Below are 20,476 nucleotides of genomic sequence, written 5' to 3' on the forward strand. Positions count from 1 at the left end.
CGGTTAAGCCTGCTGACTCAGCCAGGCGTGCAATTCTGAAAAACGGTCGATGGCCAGTCGCGGTTCATACAGCCTCAACGCATCGATCGATTGGGCGCCATAGCTTACAGCCACCGACCCCATGCCGGCGTTGCGTGCCATCTGCAAATCAAAGGACGAATCACCGACCATCAATGCCTGATCCGGGCGAACCTCGCAATGCGCGAGAATCTGCTCGAGCATCAGCGGATGGGGCTTGCTGGCGGTCTCGTCGGCGGCACGGGTGATATCGAAGTAATCCTCCCAGCCATGAGCCTTCAACACCCGATCCAGCCCGCGACGGGCCTTGCCGGTCGCCACAGCCAGATGATAACCCTCGGCACGAAACGCCTCGAGCGACTCGACCACTCCCTCGAACAACGGCGAAGGCTCAGCCTCCGACGCAATGTAATGCTCAGCATAGTGTTCGCGGAAACCGATCAACTCTGCGTCGCCGATTTCGGGGTACAGGGTGCGGATCGCTTCCGGCAAGCCCAGGCCGATGATGCCCTTGACGGCAAAATCGTCGCGCTGCTCAAAACCGGAGCGCCGGGAGGCAACATGCATCGCCTCGACAATCCGGCCAATGGAATCGGCCAGCGTGCCGTCCCAATCGAAGATCAGCAGCTTGTAATCAGATGGGCGCACTCAATCGCTCCACAGTCTTGGCCCACATCTCGTCGACCGGCGCCTGCAACTTCAGCTCGCCGCCATCAGGCAACGGCACGGTCAACATGTAGGCATGCAGGAACAGGCGCTTGCCGCCCAGATCGCGGATTTCCTTGCTGAAACCTTCGTCGCCGTACTTGGTGTCGCCAGCGATGCAATGCCCGGCGTGCAAGGTATGCACGCGGATCTGGTGAGTCCGGCCGGTAATCGGCTTGGCTTCGATCAGGGTGGCAAAGTCGCCGAAACGGCGCAGGACCTTGAACACGGTCACGGACTCCTTGCCCTCCTCCTCGTCGACCTCGACCATGCGCTCGCCGGAGCGCAGATTGCTCTTGCCCAGCGATGCACGGACCTGCTTGATCGAGCTCGCCCAGTTACCGCGGACCAGCGCCATGTAGCGCTTGTCGACGCCATCACCGCGCAACGCTGTGTGCAAGTGACGCAACATGCTGCGCTTCTTGGCGATCATCAACAGGCCGGACGTGTCACGGTCGAGACGGTGAACCAGTTCGAGCTCCTTGCAATCGGGGCGCAACTGACGAAAGGCTTCGATTACCCCGAACGTCAGGCCACTACCGCCGTGAACCGCAATGCCGGCGGGCTTGTTGATCACGATCAGGGCCTTGTCTTCGAAGACAATCGAGGCTTCGAGCCGCTGCAGCAGGCCTTGTGCCAGTGGCACCGGCTCGTCGCGTTCAGGCACGCGAACCGGCGGCACGCGCACGATATCGCCCGCCTGCAGCTTGTACTCGGGCTTGATCCTACCTTTGTTCACGCGCACTTCGCCCTTGCGCAAAATGCGGTAAATCAAGGTCTTGGGCACGCCTTTGAGTCGGGCGAGAAGGAAATTATCAATACGTTGGCCGGCATATTCCGGCGAGACCTCAAGCAGTTGTACGCCTGGAGTCGGGGGGGTAGTCGTCGTCATGCCGCGGATGATAACAATTTTTTATGGAATTGAAGCACTTAATCATTGCTGCTATAGTCGCGAACGTCGCCAAAAGCGGCCTGGACAGCGGACCAACGGTCAAAAACCGGCCCTGACCAACGCAATTCACCAGGACGCGAGGCCGTCCTACGGGGCTTTCGCTACGTAACGGTGGAGTTTGCAGGTGTAACGAGCGCAGGTGACATGAGGCCTGAATCACGCCACAAAGCAGAGTTTTCCACTCGTTTTGCGAGCCATATTCACGGCCAGTTCACAAAGTGCAGTCAGCTGCGAATGACCCCGAGCGAAGGCATCGGAAACAACGCCTAAATTAGCCATGATGCGTGACCTCCCCTATCGGAGCTCACGGTAAATGCCAACCCGCTGCGGATTCTGCGCGCGGCAGCACCCGAATTATCAGGGATACGTGTAGGGTGGAGATGCACAACCGCCGGACTGTGTAGCAACAGGCTTTCTCCAGACGCTTCATCTCGTCCACAGCCGCTGGTTGATTCCTCCTCCTGACTGAGTGCTTAAGTAGCCACAGCAAGCAGGACGCGTACGTCGCGATGAAGGCCCACATTGGCCGGACTTCGCTGGACACGGGAAATGGCCAACCACTCCCGACGCACCTGACACCGACCGTGAGAAGTCGTGTGTGCCGAACGCCGTTTCCGGCAGCCCGGAAACCGACGGTACTACATGAAAAGAATGCTGATTAACGCAACTCAACCCGAAGAGTTGCGTGTTGCACTGGTAGATGGCCAGCGCCTCTACGACCTGGACATCGAATCCGGTGCACGCGAGCAGAAGAAGGCCAACATCTATAAAGGCCGGATTACTCGCATCGAACCAAGCCTCGAGGCTGCCTTTGTCGATTTCGGCTCTGAGCGCCACGGCTTCCTGCCCCTCAAAGAAATCTCCCGCGAATACTTCAAGAAAGCCCCGGAAGGTCGCGTCAACATCAAGGACGTCCTGAGCGAAGGCCAGGAAGTCATCGTTCAGGTCGAAAAAGAAGAACGTGGCAACAAGGGCGCCGCCCTGACCACTTTCATCAGCCTGGCCGGTCGTTACCTGGTGCTGATGCCGAACAACCCGCGTGCCGGCGGCATCTCCCGTCGCATCGAAGGCGAAGAGCGCAATGAACTGCGTGAAGCCCTGAACGGCCTGGTTGCCCCGGCCGACATGGGTCTGATCGTGCGCACTGCCGGCCTGGGCCGCAGCAGCGAAGAAATGCAGTGGGACCTCGACTACCTGCTGCAGCTCTGGACCGCCATCAAGGAAGCCTCGCTGGACCGCGCCGCGCCGTTCCTGATCTACCAGGAAAGCAACGTGATCATCCGCGCGATCCGCGACTACCTGCGCCAGGACATCGGCGAAGTGCTGATCGACAGCGTTGAAGCCCAGGACGAAGCCCTGACCTTCATCCGCCAGGTGATGCCGCAGTACGCCAGCAAGATCAAGCTCTACGAAGACAGCGTTCCGCTGTTCAACCGTTTCCAGATCGAAAGCCAGATCGAAACCGCTTTCCAGCGCGTCGTCGAACTGCCTTCCGGCGGCTCCATCGTGATCGATCCGACCGAAGCCCTGGTGTCCATCGACATCAACTCGGCGCGCGCCACCAAAGGCAGCGACATCGAAGAAACCGCGCTGCAGACCAACCTTGAAGCGGCCGAAGAAATCGCCCGTCAGTTGCGCCTGCGCGACATCGGCGGCCTGATCGTCATCGACTTCATCGACATGACCCCTGCCAAGAACCAGCGCGCCGTGGAGGAGAAAGTCCGCGAATGCCTGGAAGCCGACCGCGCTCGCGTGCAAGTCGGTCGCATCTCGCGCTTCGGCCTGCTGGAAATGTCCCGTCAGCGCCTGCGTCCGTCCCTGGGCGAAAGCAGCGGCATCGTCTGCCCGCGTTGCAACGGCACCGGCATCATCCGTGACGTTGAATCGCTGTCCCTGGCGATCCTGCGCCTGATCGAAGAAGAAGCCCTGAAAGACCGTACCGCCGAAGTTCGTGCACAAGTGCCGATCCCGGTGGCTGCGTTCCTGCTCAACGAAAAACGCAACTCGATCACCAAGATCGAACTGCGCACCCGCGCCCGCATCGTCATCCTGCCGAACGATCACCTCGAGACGCCGCACTTCGAAGTGCAACGCCTGCGTGATGACAGCCCGGAAGCGGCGACCAACCAGTCCAGCTACGAAATCGCCGCTGCCGCTGCCGAAGTCGAAGAAGTCCAGCCAGCCGCTGCGACCCGCACCCTGGTTCGCCAGGAAGCCGCGGTCAAGACAGCTCCAGCTCGCGCTAACGCTCCGGTTCCGACCGAAGTTGCCGCTCCGGCCCCGGCTCCGGCCGTCGTGCCTGAGCCAAGCCTGTTCAAAGGCCTGGTGAAATCGCTGGTGAGTCTGTTCGCCACCAAGGAAGAGCCTGTCGCGCCGGTTGTGGTTGAAAAGCCAGCCGCCGAGCGTCCGGCCCGCAATGAAGAGCGTCGCAACGGTCGCCAGCAGAGCCGCAACCGTAACGGTCGCCGCGATGAAGAGCGCAAGCCTCGCGAAGAACGTGCACCGCGTGAAGAGCGCGCACCGCGTGAAGAGCGTCAGCCACGCGAAGTGCGCGAGCCTCGCGAGAGCCGTGAAGAAACGCCGGCAGTAGCTCGCGAAGAACGCGCACCACGCGCGCCTCGTGAAGAACGTGCGCCGCGCGCTCCGCGTGAAGATCGCAAGCCACGTGGCGAGCGTGAAGAACGCGTGCGTGAACTGCGCGAGCCTCTGGATGCAGCTCCGGCTGCTCCGGCCGCCGCTGCTACCGCAGAAGAGCGTCCGGCTCGCCAGCCACGTGAAGAGCGTGCTCCACGCCCACCGCGTGAAGAGCGTCAGCCTCGTGCCGAACAAGCTGCCGCCGCCGCTGCCGAAGAAGAACTGACCACCAACGAAGAGCAACTGCAGGAAGAGGGTCAGGAAAACGCCGAAGGCGATCGTCCACGCCGCCGTTCCCGTGGCCAGCGTCGTCGCAGCAACCGTCGCGAGCGTCAGCGTGACGCCAACGGCAACGTGATCGAAGGCTCGGAAGAGTCCGAGTCCGGCGAAAGCGCTGAAGCGCCAAGCACTGCCGATCTGGCCGCCGGCCTGGCTGTCACCGCAGCCGTTGCCAGCAGCGTGATCAGCGCTCCAGCCGAAGCTGAAGCCAATGTGCAAGCCGAACGCGCCACTGCCGCCACCCTGGAAGCAGCTCCGGTTGAAGCGCCAGTCGTTGAAGCGACCACGCCGGTCGAAGTCACCGCCTCGCCGGAAATCGAAGTGGCGCCAGAAGCTCAGCCAGCCGTTGAAGCGGTTGCCGAGCCGGCTCCAGTGGTTGAAGCACCTGCCGTAGCTGCAGAAGCTGTCGTCGAGACCGTGACTGAAACCGTTCGCGAAGTGCGTGAAGAGCAAACGGCGTTCAACTGGGTGGCCGAGCCAGCCGTCGCTGAAACACCAGCGCCTGCTGCCGAGACCCAAGTGGCCGAAGCCATGGTTTCCGAGCCGGTGGTTGCTGCAGCAGAACCGGCTCCGGCGCCGGTGGTTGAAGCGCCTGTCGTTGAAGCTCCGGTAATTGCCGAAGCGCCTGCGCCGGTCGTCGAAGCCGCTCCTGTCAGCGCCCTGACGCCAAGTGGCCGTGCGCCTAACGACCCGCGTGAAGTGCGTCGTCGCAAGCGCGAAGCCGAGCGTCTGCAAAAGGAAGCTGAACTGGCTGCCGCTGCGGCTCCGGTTGAAGCGGTTGAGGCAGTGCCTGCCCCGGCCGCCGAAGTGGTTGCCGAGCCGGCTGAGTCGGTGATCCACGAAGCGCCGCGCTCCGTTCAGGACGCGGTAGAGCAACACGAGCAAGCCCTGGAAAAAGAGCACGAGACCAAACCTCTCGCCTGATTCCATCGGCCACTGAAAAGCCCCGCCTGGTGAACCCAGGCGGGGCTTTTTTATATCCCTGAATATCCCCCAACCCCCTGTGGGAGCGAGCTTGCTCGCGATAGCCGAATGATATTCAACATTGGTGCTAGCTGATCCACCGCTATCGCGAGCAAGCTCGCTCCCACAAGGACCTATGCTGGCCTGAAGGTTAGTGCCTCAGGCACATCCACATCCCACAACACGCCAGGATCATCCACGGTCACTTCAACCACCCGCCCTTGGGCAAACAGCGGTTTCGCGCCACGATCCCCCGATAGCTCCATCAACCCCGCAGCGAAGTCCCGCCCAAACCCGACCGGATGCCCATACTCGCCGTCCTGTACGGGCACACTGATGCTGTCATCGCCAATACCCGCCACCACTTGCCCGATACTGGACGGCAGGATGAACGGCATATCCCCCAGTACCATCAGCCAGCCATCGAGTTGTTTGCAGGCAGCGACTCCGGCGGCAATGCTGTCGCCCATTCCCGTCGATTCGATCAGCACAATCTCGCAGCCATAGGCCTGAGCCATGCGAATCACCTGTGGGCGGTCAGCAGTGGTCACCAATACGCGTTTGCCCAGCGTCGCCGGCAGGTTGACCAATGTGTGCTCGATGACGGACCGCACCACGCCGTCACGCCCGGTGCAATCGGCCACCAACTTATCCTTTTCAGCACCCGCCACCTGACGAAACCGGCTGCCCTGCCCCGCCGCCAGTAAGACGACGCCAATGGACTCGCTCATACCTTCTCCCGCAAGACCTTCTTCTGTTTCAGTTCGACGCCATTTTTGACTGCGACGATTTCCGCCATGAGCGACAAGGCTATTTCCGCTGGATTATGACTGCCGATGTGCAAGCCGATCGGACCATGCAAACGGTCAATCGCCGGTTGCGACAAACCCAGTTGAGCCAGGTTTTCCCGGCGCTTCTGGCTGTTCACCCGCGACCCCAGTGCTCCAACGTAAAAGGCTTTGGAATCCAGGGCCGTGAGCAACGCCATGTCGTCCAGGCGCGGATCGTGGGTCAAGGCCACGATGGCCGTGCGCTCATCGGTCTGGATATTCAACACCGCCTCATCCGGCATGCCCGAGACGAATCGTCCGTGCTGCTCTTCCCAGCCATAGACGAACTCGCTGCGTGGATCGCAAATCAGCACCTCGAAATCCAGCAGGCGGGCCATTTCCGCGACGTAGCGCGACAGCTGCCCCGCGCCGATCAGCAGCAAGCGCCAGCGCGGCCCATAGATCGCCCGCAAGGTCTGACCGTCGAACGTCAAGACGTCAGCTTTACTGGCCGGTTGCAAAAACACTTCGCCGGTGGCCAGGTTCAGTTCACGGGCAACGATTTCATGGGCCTCGCATCGGGCCAGCAGTTGCTCGACCCAACCCCCATCGTCGATGCGCTCCTCGGTCAAGCGCAAGGTGCCGCCGCAGGGCAAACCGAAACGTGCGGCTTCCTCGCGGGTCACGCCGTACGTGATCAGTTGCACCGGCGACCCGTCCAGTGCGAGACGGCCATCGTGCAGCCGGGCGATCAAGTCATCCTCGACACACCCGCCCGAGACCGAGCCAATCACCACGCCATCTTCACGCAGGGCGAGCATGGCGCCGGGTGCCCGGGGCGCAGTGCCCCAGGTTTCGACCACGCTGTACAACACCACCCGCTGACCGTTGCGCTGCCATTGCAGCACACTGCGCAGGACGTTCAGGTCGGCGCTGTCCATCAGGCACCGGCCTGCTGCCAGCCCGACAACTGATAACGAACCGGCAGGTTGCGGATGCGTTTGCCGGTGGCTGCAAAGATCGCATTGCACAGGGCCGGCGCAATCGGTGGCACGCCCGGTTCACCGACACCGCCCAATGGCACCTCACCCGGCGGCGTCACCAGATGCACAGCCACCTCTTTCGGCGCCAGGGACATGCGCGCCACTTCGTACATGTGGAAGTTATCCTGCTGGACCTTGCCGTCCTTGAAGCTGATTTCCCCAAGCACCGCATTACCCAGGCCCATGACGCAGGCACCCTCGAATTGCGCGCGAATCCGCTCGGGATTGATCTGCGGCCCGCAATCGACGGCGATGTCGGCCTTGTGCACCACCAGCGTGCCGTCGTCTTTGACCTCCACCTCGATCACCGCTGCCACATAGGTCACGAAGCTGTAATGCACCGCCAGGCCCAGGCCGCGGCCCTTGGGCAGCTCACGCCCCCATCCGGCGGCTTTGGCGGCGGTCTCCAGTACCGTGCGCAGGCGCGCGGTGTCGATCGGATACCGCTCGGGGGATTCACCGTAGTTCCACTCTTCGCTCAAGGTGCGCGGATCGATCTGACGGTCCGGGCCGAGCAATCTGACTTGGTACTTCAGCGGATCTTCCCCAGCCTTGTGCGCCAGTTCATCGATAAAACTCTGGATCGCGAAGCCATGGGGAATGTTCGACACCGAGCGATACCAGCCAACACGGGTATGCACCGTAGCCTCGGGGTTTTCCAGGCGAATGTTGGGGATCGCATACGCCATGTTGGTGAAGCCCATGCCCAGTTCGAACGCCGCCTCATGGTTCATGCCAGGCGCAAACAACGCCGTGATGCTCGGCGCCACCGTACGGTGCAACCAACCGGACGGCAGACCGTCCTTGTTCAGGCTGGCCTTGAGGTATTCGGCCGATACGGTGTGGAAGTAGGAACAGTGGATGTCGTCTTCGCGGGTCCATTGCACCCGCACCGCCTTGCCGGGGAATTCCTTGGCGAGGATCGCGGCTTCGATGATGAAGTCAGGCTTGGACTTGCGCCCGAACCCACCGCCCAGCAAGGTCACGTTGAACGTGACCTTTTCGAACGGCAGCCCCAGGCGTTCACCGATCCGCTCCCGGGTGACCTGCGGCGCCTGGCTTGGCCCCCAGGCCTCGCACGCACCGTCCTTGAACCGCGCAATGGCGACCATCGGTTCCATCGGCGACTGTGACAAATGCGGCAAGTAGTAAGAGGCTTCCAGCGTACTGTCGGCGCTGCTCATGGCCTCGTCGATGTTGCCGGTATTTCGCACCACCTTGCCAGGCTTGAGCGAGGCCGCTTCGAGCTCCTTGCGATAGGCGATCGAGTCGTAGCTGGCGTTGGGGCCGTCATCCCACTCGATTTTCAGCGCCTCGCGGCCCTTGATCGCCGCCCAGGTATTGCTCGCCACCACGGCAATGCCACCCAGGGGCTGGAACTCCGAAGGCAACGGACGGCTTTCGATCTGCAGCACCTTGACCACGCCGGGGACTTTCATCGCCGCGCTGCCATCGAAACTTTTGACTTTGCCGCCATACACCGTGGGTCGGGCAATGGTCGCGTAGAGCATGCCGTCGAAATGCACGTCGGCACCGTACACGGCACGGCCGTTGACGATGTCCTCACCGTCGATGGCCTTGCTGCCTTCCTTGCCGATGTAACGGAATTCCGAAGGCTGCTTGAGCCTAAGGCTGTCACGCGCCGGTACGGCCAAAGCGCTGGCAGCGGCGGCGAGCGCGCCATAATCCAGTTCGCGGCCCGAGGGTTTGTGGATGACTTTATGCAGTTGCGCATGGCACTCGCCCACCGACACTTTCCACTGGTCAGCAGCGGCCTGTTCCAGCATGGCGCGTGCAGCAGCCCCGCAACGGCGCATCGGTTCATACCAGTGGCGCATGCTGCGTGAGCCGTCGGTGTCCTGGTTGCCGAAGCGTGCCTCATCGCCCGGGGCCTGCTGTACCTTGACCCGCGCCCAATCGGCTTCCAGTTCATCAGCCACCACCATGGTCAGGCTGGTACGCACGCCCTGCCCCATTTCCGAGCGGTTGCAGATCACGGTCACCGTGCCATCGGCGGCGATGCTCACATAGACCTTCGGATCGTCGACCCAGCCGTGGGGCATGCCATCGGCGCCGAACTTCTTGTCTTTTTCTTCGGCAAAAGCGTCTTGCCAGCCCCAACTCGCCGCCAAAACCAGCGCACTGGTGGCGCCCACGCCTTTGAGAAAGCCACGGCGACTGAGCTGGCTCAGATTGCTCAGGGTGAAATCGTTCGGTAAGCGGCTCATGCCTTGGCCTCCTTCAGGTGAGTGGAGGCCTGGCGGATGGCGGTCTTGATGCGGTTGTAGGTGCCACACCGGCAGATGTTGCCGACCATTGCTTCTTCAATCTGCTCGTCGCTGGGGTTCGGGTGGGTCTTGAGCAGCGCTGTCGCCGACATGATTTGACCACCCTGGCAGAAACCGCATTGGGCGACCGCCGTGTCGAGCCAGGCTTGCTGGACGACTTTGCCGATCGGGTCGGCGTGCAGGTTGTCGATGGTGCTGACATTCTGACCGACGACGGAACCGATGGGCGTGATGCAACTGCGTGCCGGTGCCCCTTCGATATGAATGGTGCAGGCCCCGCACAGGCCCATGCCGCAGCCGAACTTGGTACCGTTGTAACCGGCCACGTCGCGGATCGCCCAGAGCAGCGGCATGTCCTCGGTGACGTCGAGTTGATGGTCTTGACCATTGAGTTTCAGGGTAATCATGGGCACGCCCGCATAGATCTTGAGTTATGGGGTCGAGCAATCTGCCGCTGGATCTCGGTGGGTCGCACGCAGATCGACTCAGGCTAATAGGCTCTCTCGTGCGGACGCAAACGGTCTGCACCGGGCCTTTGGTGGAGCAAGAGTGTGCATCGTTAGCTGACTAAGTTAACCGAGCATTAACAAAAAGCCCTGCACAATAAACATCGTGCAGGGCTTTTTGATCTGTCCTGAAAGCTTAGCTCAATACCGGTTCGGTTCCATTTCCAGATCGACATGAAAACGTTCTGAAATGTCTTTCTGGATGCGCTGCGCCAGGTTCAGCAATTGCAGGCCCGTTGCGCCGCCATAGTTGACCAGCACCAGCGCCTGCAGCTTGTGAACACCTGCGTCGGCATCGCGAAAACCTTTCCAGCCTGCCCGCTCGATCAACCAGCCAGCGGCCAGTTTCATCTGCCCGTCGGGTTGCGCATAGGCCACCAGGTCCGGGTATTCGCCCTTTAGCCGTGCAGCCAGCGCCGCCGACACCAAAGGGTTCTTGAAGAAACTGCCGGCATTGCCGAGCACGGCCGGGTCCGGGAGTTTTTCGTTGCGGATGCTGCAAATGGCCTGGCTGACATCGCGGGCGGTCGGATGCTCGATACCTTGTTCGGTCAAGCGCTGACGCACCGGGCCGTACTCCAGGTGCAAATGCGCGGCACGGTCGAGGGCGAAACGCACACGCAGGATCAACCAGCGCCCCGGTTCCTGCTTGAACAGGCTGTCGCGGTAAGCAAAGTTGCACTGCGCCAGGCTGAAATCGCGCAGTTCGCCGGTCTGGCGATCGAGGGCGGTCAGGCCGGCGAACACGTCCTTGATCTCGACCCCATAGGCGCCGATGTTCTGCATCGGTGCCGCACCCACGGTGCCGGGAATCAGACTGAGGTTTTCCAGGCCGGACAACCCAAGCGCCAGGGTGTGTTGCACAAAGGGATGCCAGGGCTCGCCCGCCTCGGCCTCGATCACCACTTTGCCGTCGTCATCGCTCAGCACGCGAATCCCGCGAGTGGCCATGCGCAGCACCAGTGATTCGATATCCGCCGTCAGCAGCAGGTTGCTGCCACCGCCGATCACCAGTACCGGGACCTTGTGCTCCAGCCCATAAGCCAGGGCTTCGCGCACATCGGCGTCGCTATGGGCCTCGGCAAACAGCCGGGCCTGGACATCCACGCCAAAGCTGTTGAACGGCTTGAGCGACACCTGCGATTGAATCTGCAAACTCATAACCGTCCCTTCAATTCGATCACCAGCAAATCGCTGGCGCGCTCGATCAGGTCCAACACCTGCTCGAAGCCTTGCTCGCCATCGTAGTACGGGTCCGGCACTTCATCGATTGGCGACTGGTAACGGCGCAGGAACAGATCCAGCTCGGCCTTGCCCTTGGCGGGCTGCAAGGCCTTGAGGTTGCGCAGGTTGCTGTTGTCCATCGCGAGGATCAGGTCGTAGGTGGCAAAATCGGCGCGGCTGACTTGCCGGGCGCGCTGGGCCGACAAGTCGTAACCGCGCAGCTTCGCCGCGGCCTGGCTGCGCTTGTCCGGCGCCTTGCCGACATGCCAGTCACCGGTGCCGGCGGATGCGACCTCAATCTGATCGGCCAGCCCCGCTTCGCGCAGTTTGTGCCGCAGCACGCCTTCGGCCGTGGGAGAACGGCAGATGTTGCCCAGGCACACGAACAAAACGCGCATCACGCCTCCAGCAGGCGACGAACGCGCTCGAGGTCTTCAGCGGTATCGACGCCGGCAGGCGGCGCGATCAATGCGTCGGCCACGTGGATCCGCACGCCGTGCCACAGGGCACGCAGCTGTTCCAGGCACTCGGTGTTTTCCAGCCAGCATGGACCCCAGTTGACGAAGTCCTGCAGGAAACCGGCACGGTAGGCATAGATGCCGATATGGCGGCGATACGGCACACCTTCCGGCAACTGCTCAGGGTTCACGGCAAACGCATCCCGCGCCCATGGCAAGGTGGAGCGACTGAACGTCAGTGCCAGGCCATTGAGGTCGCTGACGACCTTGACCACGTTGGGATTGAACAGGGTGTCCGCGTCTTCGATCGGCTCGGCCAGGGTGGCCATGCGCGCTTCAGCGTGGGCCGCCAGGTTGGCGGCGACCTGATCGATCACGCTCGGCGGGATCAGCGGCTCGTCGCCCTGGACGTTGACGACGATGGCATCGGGCGCCAGGCCCAGCTTCATCGCAACTTCAGCCAGGCGATCGGTGCCGGAATTGTGATCCTCACGGGTCAGCACCACTTCTGCACCGAAGCCATTGCAGGCCTCGACGATGCGCGCGTCGTCAGTGGCAACCACCACCCGCCCGGCGCTGCTTTTGCTCGCCTGTTCCCAGACGTGCTGGATCATCGGCTTGCCGGCGATCAGCAGCAGCGGCTTGCCTGGCAGGCGGGTGGAGGCATAACGCGATGGAATGACGACGGTAAAGGCTGTGGTCATTTATCCAGGCGCTCATCGGTGGTCAGGGTGCGCGCTTCCGACTCGAGCATCACCGGGATGCCGTCGCGAATCGGGTAGGCCAGGCCGGCGCCCTTGCTGATCAGCTCGGTCTTGTCGGCGCTGAGCTTGAGCGGGCCTTTGCAGACCGGGCAAGCGAGGATGTCGAGCAATTTGGTGTCCATGAGCATTCCCTGGAAAAAACGGAGTTAAGGCAACAAACGATCCGGCAGCAGGCGCATCAACTGTGTGTCGAACCAGGCCACGAAGGCCGGCGACGGCACGGCATCGACCGCCAGGTACCACCAATCGGCGGCGGCAAAGGCACGGCATTTCACCGCGTCTTTTTCCGTCATTACCAACGGCAATGACGGCGTGAAATTCAACGCCTGCACGCTGTATTCGGCGTGGTCGGCAAACGCATGTGGAACAGGCTGCCAGTGTAGCGTTTCGAGGGTCTTGAAGAAACGTTGCGGATTGCCGATACCGGCCACCGCGTGCAGGGCCTGGCCGGCGGGAAAAAGATCGAGGGAACGGCGTTCGCCGCTGTGCAGATTGACCAGCGCGGTGGGCTGCAATTGAAAGGCAAAGCCATCGTCGCGGTCAGCCGCGGCACCGTTGTAAAGCACCGCGTCGACGCTTTGCAGGCGCTCGACCGGTTCACGCAATGGCCCGGCGGGCAGGCAACGGCGGTTGCCCAGACCACGGGCGGCGTCGATCAGCACCAGTTCGAGGTCACGGGCCATGCGATAGTGCTGCATGCCGTCGTCGGACAGGATCAGGTCCAGCGGCTCACTGGCCAGCAAGGCTTTGACGGCGCTGCTGCGATTGGGGTCGATCATCAGCGGCACGCCCGTGCGCTGGACAATCAGCAACGGCTCGTCACCGGCAACGTCGGCGCTCTGCCCGGCCTCGACCCGCCACGGCAACTGCGGCGGTTTGGCGCCATAGCCGCGGCTGACCACCCCGACCCGCAGGCCGCTGCGCTGGCAGTGCTCGATCATCCATAGAATCAGCGGCGTCTTGCCGGTGCCTCCCACGGTGATGTTGCCGACCACGATCAGCGGCACCGGTGGCTGGTAGATCTCGCCCTCACCCGCCAGAAAGCGCTTGCGTTTGTTCATGACCACGCGCCGGTACAGCCATTCCAGTGGCTGTAACAGCTTCAGGGCCGGATGACCTGCGTACCACGCGGCGAGCAATCGATCGGACATGGCCATCAGGGCGCGGGAGGCGCCGCCTCGATGGTGGTCATGCGCAAGTGACTGAAGCCGAGTTTGCCGGCGGCATCCATGGCTGTCACCACGGACTGATGCGCAGTCTTGCCGTCAGCACTGATGGACAGCGGCCGGTTGGTGTCGCCGTTGGCTTCCTTTTGCAGCGCGTCCATCAGCGAGGCGAGGTCGCTTTTCGGCAGGATCTGGTTGTTCACCGAGAACACGCCGTCGGCGCTGATGGCGATGTCCAGTGGCTTGCTCTGATCATCGGCCGGCGTGCCGCTAACCGCTTCCGGCAGATCGACGCGCAGCTGGGTCTCACGGGTAAAGGTGGTAGTCACGACGAAAAACAGCAACAGGATGAACACCACGTCGATCAGCGATGCGAGGTTGATGTCCACCGTTTCCCGTGGTTTGCGGCGGAATTTCACGCTTTGCTCCCGGTCAGGTCCACGTCGCGATCGCCCTGCACCACTTCGACCAGCTTGATCGCTTCCTGCTCCATGCCCACCACCAGCTCATCGATCCGGCGTTGCAGGAAACGGTGGAAAAACACTGCGGGGATACCCACCATCAGGCCCGCGGCCGTGGTGATCAGGGCCTTGGAAATACCACCGGCCAGTACCGAAGCGTTGGTGGTCATGCCTGAGCCTGTGAACGCACTGAAAATATCGATCATGCCCAGCACTGTACCCAGCAGGCCCAGCAACGGCGCCATGGCGGCGATGGTGCCGAGGGCGGCGACGTAGCGCTCGAGCTCATGGATGACCCGTTGTGCGGCCTCTTCGATACACTCCTTCATGATCTCGCGACCATGTTTTGAGTTGGCCAGGCCGGCCGCCAGGATCTCGCCCAACGGGGAGTTGGCGCGCAGTTCCTTGAGTTTTTCCTTATTGAGCTGTTTGTCCTTGATCCAGACCCAGACTTGCCCGAGCAAGTGCTCCGGGGTCACGCGGCTGGCGCGCAGGGTCCACAGACGCTCGGCAACGATCGCCATGGCCGCGATGGAGCTCAGAATGATCGGCAGCATCATCCAGCCGCCGGATTTGACCAATTCCCACACAGTGACAGCCCCCTCGAAAAAGTGCGCCACTCTAACATAGGGGGTGGGCGCACCGAAGACCGTGATGTCGCATCCGGTCGGGCCTTGATAACGCCCGGTCATGGGTTCGAAGGCGGCGGATCGCGCCAGAAACGCCGTTCCTGGCGCATCGACCACGGCGGCTCGAAGCGCCCCAGTTGCAGACGAATGGCACCTTGTTCGACGCTGTCGTAGATCGCCATCCCGCGTTTCTGATAACGCGCGATGACCGTGGGATGCGGATGGCCAAATGAATTGCCCTGGCCGCGGGAGATCAACGCCCCTTTAGGTTGCAGGACATCCAGCAGGGCAGTTGACGACGAACTGCGACTGCCGTGGTGTGGCGCCTGCAGCCAATCGGTAGGCAAGGCTAACGGACTGTCCAGCAGGGCTCTTTCGGCGGCGGCATCAATGTCGCCACTCAACAGCAATCGTTCGCCATTGGCCTCGATCAACAAGACACAGGAGTTCTGATTGCTGTCGCCAGCCAACGGCCAGTGCCAAAGCTGGAAATCGACTTCATCCCAGGTCCATTGCCGGCCGCTCTCACAACGCCCGGCCTGCAACTCCACAGGCAAGTCAGAGGGTTCACCACTGACCACCTCTATCACCGGCAAGCCCTTGGCAATCGCCGGGGCACCACCGGCATGATCGGCATGGGCGTGGCTGATCAGCATCAGGTCGAGACCCTTCACCCCCAGTTTGTGCAACGCTGGCAGCACCACCCGCTCCCCCTGGTCAAGCTCACCGAATCGCGGTCCGGCGTCATACAGCAAGGTGTGGTGCCGGGTGCGCACCAAAATAGCCACCCCCTGCCCCACGTCCAACTGCCAGACTTCAGAGATGCCTTCCGGCAGCATTGACCGGGGTGGGAATACCAGCAACAGCAGCAGAGGCCAACCCAACGGGCGCAGCGGAACGCCACGCGGCAACAGCAGTAGAAAAGCGCCCAGCGCGCCGAGGCTCCATACCCACAAAGGAATCGCCTTCGGCACCCATGCGGGTAGCACCTCAGCCAACAACGCCAGAACCCTGAACAACTCACCGATCAAACCGCCCGCCAGCCATAACAGGCCCTCGCCCACGTAGGGCACCGGCAACAGCAATGTCCCGAGCAAGGCCGGTGGCAACACCAGCAGACTGATCCACGGTACCGCCAGCAAATTGGCTGCCGGACCGCTAAGGCTGATCGGCAATCCCAATATCAACAGTAACGGGCACAATCCGATCGCAATCAGCCACTGGGCGCGGGTCCAGGTTTGCCACCATCGCCAGGGGCCCAACCGGCCGCCGAAGGTCAATATCAAGACGGCCACTGCCGCGAAAGACAGCCAGAAACCAGGCTGGAGACTCGCTAGCGGCTCCAGCAGCAAAATACCGCAGAGTGCCAGCAATAGCGGCCACCAGGCACCGAGATGACGAAACCGCAGACGCCACAACAACACCAGCCCCAGCATCAGGCAGGCTCGTCGCACCGGCACCCCGAATCCGGCCAGCATCCCGTAACCGAGCGCCGCGGCGAATGCCAGGCCACACGCCCAAGGCAGCCATGGCAGACGGTTCGGCCATAACCCGAGGCGGGCCAGGCTGGCAATCAACAGATACACGACGCCCGCCAGCAAGCCGATGTGCTGCCCGGAAATCACCAACAGATGCACCGTGCCGGTGTCCTGCAATACCTGCCAGTCTTCGCGACTCAGCCCGGCACCGTCCCCGAGCACCAACGCGGTCAACGCGCCGCCTCGACCCTGGGCATCCACCGCTTGCAAACGCTGGCGGATGCCGTCGCGCCAGGCCCATTGGGCTGGCGCAAGGCGTTCGCCCTGCTTGACCGTCCCGGTCGCCCCGATGTGTTGTGCCAGCAACCAGGCCTGGTAGTCTAACGCCTGCGGATTGAGGAGCCCGACCGGGCGCTTCAATTTGACTGCCAGACGCCAGCGCTCACCACTGTTCACCGGCGGCCCGCCGTACCAGGCCAGGCGCATTTGCCGCGGCAGTCGGGTACGCCGGGACTGGATGTCGGTCAATTCGAAACGCACGACACCGTCGTCATGCCGGGGCAAGCCAGTGACCCGTCCTTCGACCCAGCGGGTTTCTCCGTCCAGCGCCGGCGGCAACCGGTCATCCAGCGCCCACTGCGCATTCGCGCAGGCCCAACTCAAACCGAACAGGTAAAACGCCACCGGATACGTCCTGAATGGCAACAACATCAAACCCGCCACCGGCATCGCCAGCCACAACCAGACCGGCGGTAAAGCCGGCAAAAAACGCAAAGTCAGCAGACCCAGCGCCAACGCCATCATCCCTGTGCGCATAAGCCCGTCCTTGAGAGTCCCCTCCAAGGCTTAGCCCGCCGGTCGCGTGGGCGCCGTTATTAATTGTCACAAAGTCTGAATGGGCAGTTCATAGAATCCAGACATACTTGCCACCCTGACCGACCGAGAAGCCTTATGCCCCGGCGCTTATTCAAACGTTACATGCCAGACCCGATGAGCATCAGGGAACACAAGTCCTTACGCTTTCTCGGCACGCTGCTGCATGACCCGAACCTCTGGCACCTCAACCGCCACTCCGTGGCCCGCGCCATGGCGGTGGGTTTGTTCGCGGCGTTCCTGCCAATCCCGTTGCAGATGCTGCTGGCGGCAACTCTCGCCATCATCGTGCGCGGCAACATGCCGATCGCCGTGAGCCTGGTCTGGCTGACCAACCCGATCACCATGCCTGCCGTATTCTTTTGCACCTACCAGACCGGTGCCTGGCTGATGGACGTCCCCGCCCGGCAGTTGCCGGACGCACTGACCTGGGAATGGATCAGGGGCGAAATCTCGACCTTGTGGCAACCGTTTCTGTTGGGTTCGGTAGTGACGGGGCTGGCCCTCGGTGCGCTGTCCTACTTCCTGGTGATGGCGTATTGGCGCTGGTGGGTGGCCAGGCAATGGAAGCGGCGCAAGAAGAGCCGGATGTGAAAATGCAAAACGGCCTCCACTGTGGGAGGCCGTTTTTTTTGCGGTGTCTGGGCTGACGCCTTCGTCGGAACGCCGCCCGGAGCAAGCCCGCTCCCACACTGGATCTATGTAGCACTGAAGATCCCTGTGGGAGCGGGCTTGCCCGCGAAACAGACGACTCGGTATTTCTCAGGTACGCATCCCGCGCCCGCTGACCAGCAACCGTGCACAACCGAGATACAGCACCACGGTCGCCACCAGCATGAAGGTAATCGCAATACTGATCCGGATATCCGACACCCCGAGGATGCCGTAACGGAATGCGTTGACCATGTGCAGCACCGGGTTGGCCAGGGAAACGGTCTGCCAGAACGGTGGCAGCAAGGTGATCGAGTAGAAGACCCCGCCCAGGTAGGTCAGTGGCGTCAGCACGAAAGTCGGAATGATCGAAATATCATCGAAGTTGCGCGCAAACACGGCGTTGATGAAGCCCAGCAGCGAGAAGATGGTCGCCGTCAGCACCACCACCAGAATGGTCACGCCCAGGTGATGCACCTGCAAATGGGTGAAGAACAACGACAGCAGGGTCACGATGATCCCCACCATCAAGCCGCGCAGCACGCCGCCCAGGGTGTAGCCGATCAGGATGGTGTGCGGCGACAGTGGCGAGACCATCAGTTCTTCGATGGAACGCTGGAATTTGCTGCCGAAGAAACTCGATACCACGTTGCCGTAGGAGTTGGTGATCACCGACATCATGATCAGCCCCGGCACGATGTACTCCATGTAGGTGAAGCCACCCATGTCGCCGATTTGCCGACCGATCAGGTTACCGAAGATCACGAAGTACAGGACCATGGTGATGGCTGGCGGCAGCAGGGTCTGCGGCCAGATCCGGGTGAAACGCCGGACTTCACGGTAAACGATGGTGTTGAGGGCAATGAGGTTGGGGCGCAACTCGGAACTCATACCGCCACCTTCGACAGATTTTTCTCCACCAGGGACACGAACAACTCCTCAAGGCGATTGGTTTTGTTACGCAGGCTCAGCACTTCGATGTTCTGCTGCGCCAGCTGGGTGAACAGCGCGGTGATGCCCATGGACTTTTCCACCTGGACTTCCAGGGTGTGGCTGTCGACCAGCCGGGACGGGTAGCCGAGCAACTGAGGCGCGGCGGGCAGGTCGCCCTTGAGGTCCAGCAAAAAGGTTTCGACATGCAGTTGGCTGAGCAACTGACGCATGCTGGTGTTCTCGACGATGGTGCCGTGGTCGATGATGCCGATGTTGCGGCACAACTGCTCAGCCTCTTCCAGATAATGGGTGGTGAGGATGATGGTGATGCCTTTCTCGTTCAGCTCAGTGAGGAAGCTCCACATCGAGCGACGCAGCTCGATGTCCACCCCGGCAGTCGGTTCGTCGAGGATCAGCAGGCGCGGTTCATGAACCAGCGCGCGAGCGATCATCAGGCGACGCTTCATGCCGCCGGACAGTGAACGCGACGGCACGTCCTTCTTGTCCCACAGGCCCAGCTGGGTCAGGTACTGTTCGGCGCGTTCCTTGGCGATTTTCGCCGGGATGCCGTAGTAGCCGGCCTGGGTCACGACGATGTCGAAGGTCTTTTCGAACTGGTTGAAGTTGAATTCCTGAGGCACCACGCCGATGCAGCGCTTGAGCTGCGCAGGATTTTTGTCCAGGTCGTGACCGAAGATATTCACCGTGCCGCTGGTCTTGTTCACCAGGGTCGAGAGAATGCCGATGGTCGTGGATTTGCCGGCGCCGTTGGGGCCGAGCAAGGCGAAAAAGTCACCTTCGGCGACGTCCAGATCGATACCACTCAGGGCCTGGAAACCGTTGCCGTAGGTTTTGGTTAGCTGCCGGATGGACAGAGCGGAACTCATATCTGATTTACGCACCAAGAAGGGAAGAAAGGGATAAGTATGGGCGGCGGCGAACAATACAACCGCAACAACTTGGCACAATGGTGCTTGTCGCCGCCTCACAAGTACAGTCAAGCGTGTCGATAGTGAGTATTAAGTCAACGCGGTCATGACCGCCTTTTGATACGCCGGACGCTGTTTCAACCGCGCGTACCAGGCCTGCAGATGCGGTAGTGGCGCACGCTCGATCGGCATCTCGAACCAGGCATAAATGAAACTGCCCAGGGGAATATCACCCATGCCGATCTCGTCTCCGGACAGGTAGGGCTTGTTCGCCAACGCCTGGTCGGCCATCGCCAGCAGTGTGTCGCATTCCCTGATCGCCGCCTTGATGGCGGGCCAGTCCTGCTGGTCTGCCGGGGTACGCAGAACACCCCAGAACAGGGTACGGAACGGGCCGGCAAAGCTTGAGGTGGTCCAGTCCATCCATTTGTCGGCAGTGGCACGGGCTTGCAGATCCGCGGGGTACCAGGCCGTGTCGGCGGCATGGCGGGCCATCAGGTAACGCACGATGGCATTGGACTCCCACAACACGAAACCATCGTCCTCGATCACCGGCACTCGACCGTTGGGGTTCATCGCGCGGTACTCAGGCGTATCGACGACACCAAAGGCGCCACCGGCATCGATAGCCTCATAGGCCAGGCCCAGCTCTTCTGCGGCCCACAATGGCTTTCTGACATTCGACGAGTTTTTCCGACCCCAGATCTTCAGCATGACCGCCTCTTTTTTGGTAAGTGGGCAGGCAGCATACG

General features: G+C 61.8%; 19 protein-coding genes. 2 read left to right on the forward strand and 17 right to left on the reverse strand.

All coding sequences use genetic code 11. From position 1 onward, the window contains the following. Positions 1–3: 3 nt before the first annotated feature. Together PPUTUW4_RS20495 and rluC are read right to left on the reverse strand one after the other, a co-directional pair. Complete coding sequence (locus tag PPUTUW4_RS20495) at positions 4–666, reverse strand: HAD-IA family hydrolase (protein ID WP_015096386.1); 663 nt, start codon at positions 664–666, stop codon at positions 4–6. Further along, positions 653–1,615 carry a 23S rRNA pseudouridine(955/2504/2580) synthase RluC gene (rluC, locus tag PPUTUW4_RS20500; RefSeq protein WP_007977058.1) on the reverse strand — a complete coding sequence of 321 codons (963 nt, stop codon included), beginning with the start codon at positions 1,613–1,615 and terminating at the stop codon, positions 653–655. The genes PPUTUW4_RS20495 and rluC overlap by 14 nt, the downstream gene beginning before the upstream one ends. Before the next feature lie 702 nt (positions 1,616–2,317). Between rluC and rne the strand changes: the two genes are divergently transcribed. Further along, positions 2,318–5,512 (forward strand): ribonuclease E, encoded by a 3,195-nt coding sequence (gene rne / locus PPUTUW4_RS20505; RefSeq protein ID WP_015096387.1) that lies wholly within the window; start codon positions 2,318–2,320, stop codon positions 5,510–5,512. A gap of 173 nt (positions 5,513–5,685) precedes the next feature. On the opposite strand, the gene PPUTUW4_RS20510 is transcribed toward rne, so the two are convergent. The 12 genes from PPUTUW4_RS20510 to PPUTUW4_RS20565 form a co-directional block, all read right to left on the reverse strand. After that, complete coding sequence (locus PPUTUW4_RS20510; RefSeq protein ID WP_015096388.1) at positions 5,686–6,282, reverse strand: nucleotidyltransferase family protein; 597 nt, start codon at positions 6,280–6,282, stop codon at positions 5,686–5,688. Next, on the reverse strand, positions 6,279–7,262 hold the full coding sequence (locus tag PPUTUW4_RS20515; protein WP_015096389.1) for an XdhC family protein: 984 nt from the start codon (positions 7,260–7,262) through the stop codon (positions 6,279–6,281). Before PPUTUW4_RS20515 ends, PPUTUW4_RS20510 begins: the two co-directional genes overlap by 4 nt. Next, positions 7,262–9,592 (reverse strand): xanthine dehydrogenase family protein molybdopterin-binding subunit, encoded by a 2,331-nt coding sequence (locus PPUTUW4_RS20520; RefSeq protein WP_015096390.1) that lies wholly within the window; start codon positions 9,590–9,592, stop codon positions 7,262–7,264. The genes PPUTUW4_RS20515 and PPUTUW4_RS20520 overlap by 1 nt, the downstream gene beginning before the upstream one ends. Then, the gene (locus PPUTUW4_RS20525; protein WP_015096391.1) at positions 9,589–10,059 is read right to left on the reverse strand and encodes a (2Fe-2S)-binding protein; all 471 of its coding nucleotides are present in this window, start codon (positions 10,057–10,059) and stop codon (positions 9,589–9,591) included. The genes PPUTUW4_RS20520 and PPUTUW4_RS20525 overlap by 4 nt, the downstream gene beginning before the upstream one ends. 240 nt (positions 10,060–10,299) lie before the next feature. Further along, a complete protein-coding gene (gene murB, locus PPUTUW4_RS20530) occupies positions 10,300–11,319 on the reverse strand; it encodes a UDP-N-acetylmuramate dehydrogenase (RefSeq protein ID WP_015096392.1) in 1,020 nt (339 codons plus the stop codon). After that, positions 11,316–11,780 carry a low molecular weight protein-tyrosine-phosphatase gene (locus PPUTUW4_RS20535; protein WP_015096393.1) on the reverse strand — a complete coding sequence of 155 codons (465 nt, stop codon included), beginning with the start codon at positions 11,778–11,780 and terminating at the stop codon, positions 11,316–11,318. Before PPUTUW4_RS20535 ends, murB begins: the two co-directional genes overlap by 4 nt. After that, positions 11,780–12,544: a 3-deoxy-manno-octulosonate cytidylyltransferase gene (gene kdsB / locus PPUTUW4_RS20540; RefSeq protein WP_015096394.1), complete on the reverse strand. Its 765-nt coding sequence runs from the start codon at positions 12,542–12,544 to the stop codon at positions 11,780–11,782. Before kdsB ends, PPUTUW4_RS20535 begins: the two co-directional genes overlap by 1 nt. Next, entirely contained in the window at positions 12,541–12,726 is a 186-nt protein-coding gene (locus tag PPUTUW4_RS20545; RefSeq protein WP_003179363.1) for a Trm112 family protein, read from the reverse strand. Before PPUTUW4_RS20545 ends, kdsB begins: the two co-directional genes overlap by 4 nt. Positions 12,727–12,750: 24 nt before the next feature. Further along, the gene (gene lpxK, locus PPUTUW4_RS20550) at positions 12,751–13,761 is read right to left on the reverse strand and encodes a tetraacyldisaccharide 4'-kinase (protein ID WP_015096395.1); all 1,011 of its coding nucleotides are present in this window, start codon (positions 13,759–13,761) and stop codon (positions 12,751–12,753) included. Next, positions 13,761–14,189, reverse strand: coding sequence for a biopolymer transporter ExbD (locus PPUTUW4_RS20555; protein ID WP_007972252.1), 429 nt, complete (start codon positions 14,187–14,189; stop codon positions 13,761–13,763). The genes lpxK and PPUTUW4_RS20555 overlap by 1 nt, the downstream gene beginning before the upstream one ends. Next, on the reverse strand, positions 14,186–14,821 hold the full coding sequence (locus PPUTUW4_RS20560; protein ID WP_015096396.1) for a MotA/TolQ/ExbB proton channel family protein: 636 nt from the start codon (positions 14,819–14,821) through the stop codon (positions 14,186–14,188). The genes PPUTUW4_RS20555 and PPUTUW4_RS20560 overlap by 4 nt, the downstream gene beginning before the upstream one ends. Before the next feature lie 98 nt (positions 14,822–14,919). Next, complete coding sequence (locus tag PPUTUW4_RS20565; protein WP_015096397.1) at positions 14,920–17,154, reverse strand: DNA internalization-related competence protein ComEC/Rec2; 2,235 nt, start codon at positions 17,152–17,154, stop codon at positions 14,920–14,922. Between the two features lie 135 nt (positions 17,155–17,289). On the opposite strand from PPUTUW4_RS20565, the gene PPUTUW4_RS20570 reads away from it, so the two are divergent. Beyond that, positions 17,290–17,805 (forward strand): DUF2062 domain-containing protein, encoded by a 516-nt coding sequence (locus PPUTUW4_RS20570; protein ID WP_015096398.1) that lies wholly within the window; start codon positions 17,290–17,292, stop codon positions 17,803–17,805. Positions 17,806–17,973: 168 nt separating this feature from the next. On the opposite strand, the gene PPUTUW4_RS20575 is transcribed toward PPUTUW4_RS20570, so the two are convergent. The 3 genes from PPUTUW4_RS20575 to PPUTUW4_RS20585 form a co-directional block, all read right to left on the reverse strand. After that, positions 17,974–18,753 carry an ABC transporter permease gene (locus tag PPUTUW4_RS20575; RefSeq protein ID WP_015096399.1) on the reverse strand — a complete coding sequence of 260 codons (780 nt, stop codon included), beginning with the start codon at positions 18,751–18,753 and terminating at the stop codon, positions 17,974–17,976. Beyond that, the gene (locus PPUTUW4_RS20580) at positions 18,750–19,682 is read right to left on the reverse strand and encodes an ABC transporter ATP-binding protein (protein ID WP_015096400.1); all 933 of its coding nucleotides are present in this window, start codon (positions 19,680–19,682) and stop codon (positions 18,750–18,752) included. The genes PPUTUW4_RS20575 and PPUTUW4_RS20580 overlap by 4 nt, the downstream gene beginning before the upstream one ends. 132 nt (positions 19,683–19,814) lie before the next feature. Further along, a complete protein-coding gene (locus tag PPUTUW4_RS20585) occupies positions 19,815–20,438 on the reverse strand; it encodes a glutathione S-transferase (RefSeq protein ID WP_015096401.1) in 624 nt (207 codons plus the stop codon). Between the last annotated feature and the right edge of the window lie 38 nt (positions 20,439–20,476).

This window comes from Pseudomonas sp. UW4 (genome assembly GCF_000316175.1).
Taxonomy (GTDB): Bacteria; Pseudomonadota; Gammaproteobacteria; order Pseudomonadales; family Pseudomonadaceae; genus Aquipseudomonas; species Aquipseudomonas laurylsulfatiphila.

Coding starts and splice junctions, on each gene's coding strand:
- lpxK (WP_015096395.1), bottom strand. CDS start 13,761: ATGGCCATGTCCGATCGATTGCTCGCCGCGTGGTACGCAGGTCATCCG.
- PPUTUW4_RS20585 (WP_015096401.1), bottom strand. CDS start 20,438: ATGCTGAAGATCTGGGGTCGGAAAAACTCGTCGAATGTCAGAAAGCCA.
- PPUTUW4_RS20575 (WP_015096399.1), bottom strand. CDS start 18,753: ATGAGTTCCGAGTTGCGCCCCAACCTCATTGCCCTCAACACCATCGTT.
- PPUTUW4_RS20565 (WP_015096397.1), bottom strand. CDS start 17,154: ATGCGCACAGGGATGATGGCGTTGGCGCTGGGTCTGCTGACTTTGCGT.
- PPUTUW4_RS20515 (WP_015096389.1), bottom strand. CDS start 7,262: ATGGACAGCGCCGACCTGAACGTCCTGCGCAGTGTGCTGCAATGGCAG.
- rne (WP_015096387.1), top strand. CDS start 2,318: ATGAAAAGAATGCTGATTAACGCAACTCAACCCGAAGAGTTGCGTGTT.
- kdsB (WP_015096394.1), bottom strand. CDS start 12,544: ATGACCACAGCCTTTACCGTCGTCATTCCATCGCGTTATGCCTCCACC.
- PPUTUW4_RS20545 (WP_003179363.1), bottom strand. CDS start 12,726: ATGGACACCAAATTGCTCGACATCCTCGCTTGCCCGGTCTGCAAAGGC.
- PPUTUW4_RS20520 (WP_015096390.1), bottom strand. CDS start 9,592: ATGAGCCGCTTACCGAACGATTTCACCCTGAGCAATCTGAGCCAGCTC.
- PPUTUW4_RS20535 (WP_015096393.1), bottom strand. CDS start 11,780: ATGCGCGTTTTGTTCGTGTGCCTGGGCAACATCTGCCGTTCTCCCACG.
- murB (WP_015096392.1), bottom strand. CDS start 11,319: ATGAGTTTGCAGATTCAATCGCAGGTGTCGCTCAAGCCGTTCAACAGC.
- PPUTUW4_RS20510 (WP_015096388.1), bottom strand. CDS start 6,282: ATGAGCGAGTCCATTGGCGTCGTCTTACTGGCGGCGGGGCAGGGCAGC.
- PPUTUW4_RS20580 (WP_015096400.1), bottom strand. CDS start 19,682: ATGAGTTCCGCTCTGTCCATCCGGCAGCTAACCAAAACCTACGGCAAC.
- PPUTUW4_RS20525 (WP_015096391.1), bottom strand. CDS start 10,059: ATGATTACCCTGAAACTCAATGGTCAAGACCATCAACTCGACGTCACC.
- PPUTUW4_RS20570 (WP_015096398.1), top strand. CDS start 17,290: ATGCCCCGGCGCTTATTCAAACGTTACATGCCAGACCCGATGAGCATC.
- rluC (WP_007977058.1), bottom strand. CDS start 1,615: ATGACGACGACTACCCCCCCGACTCCAGGCGTACAACTGCTTGAGGTC.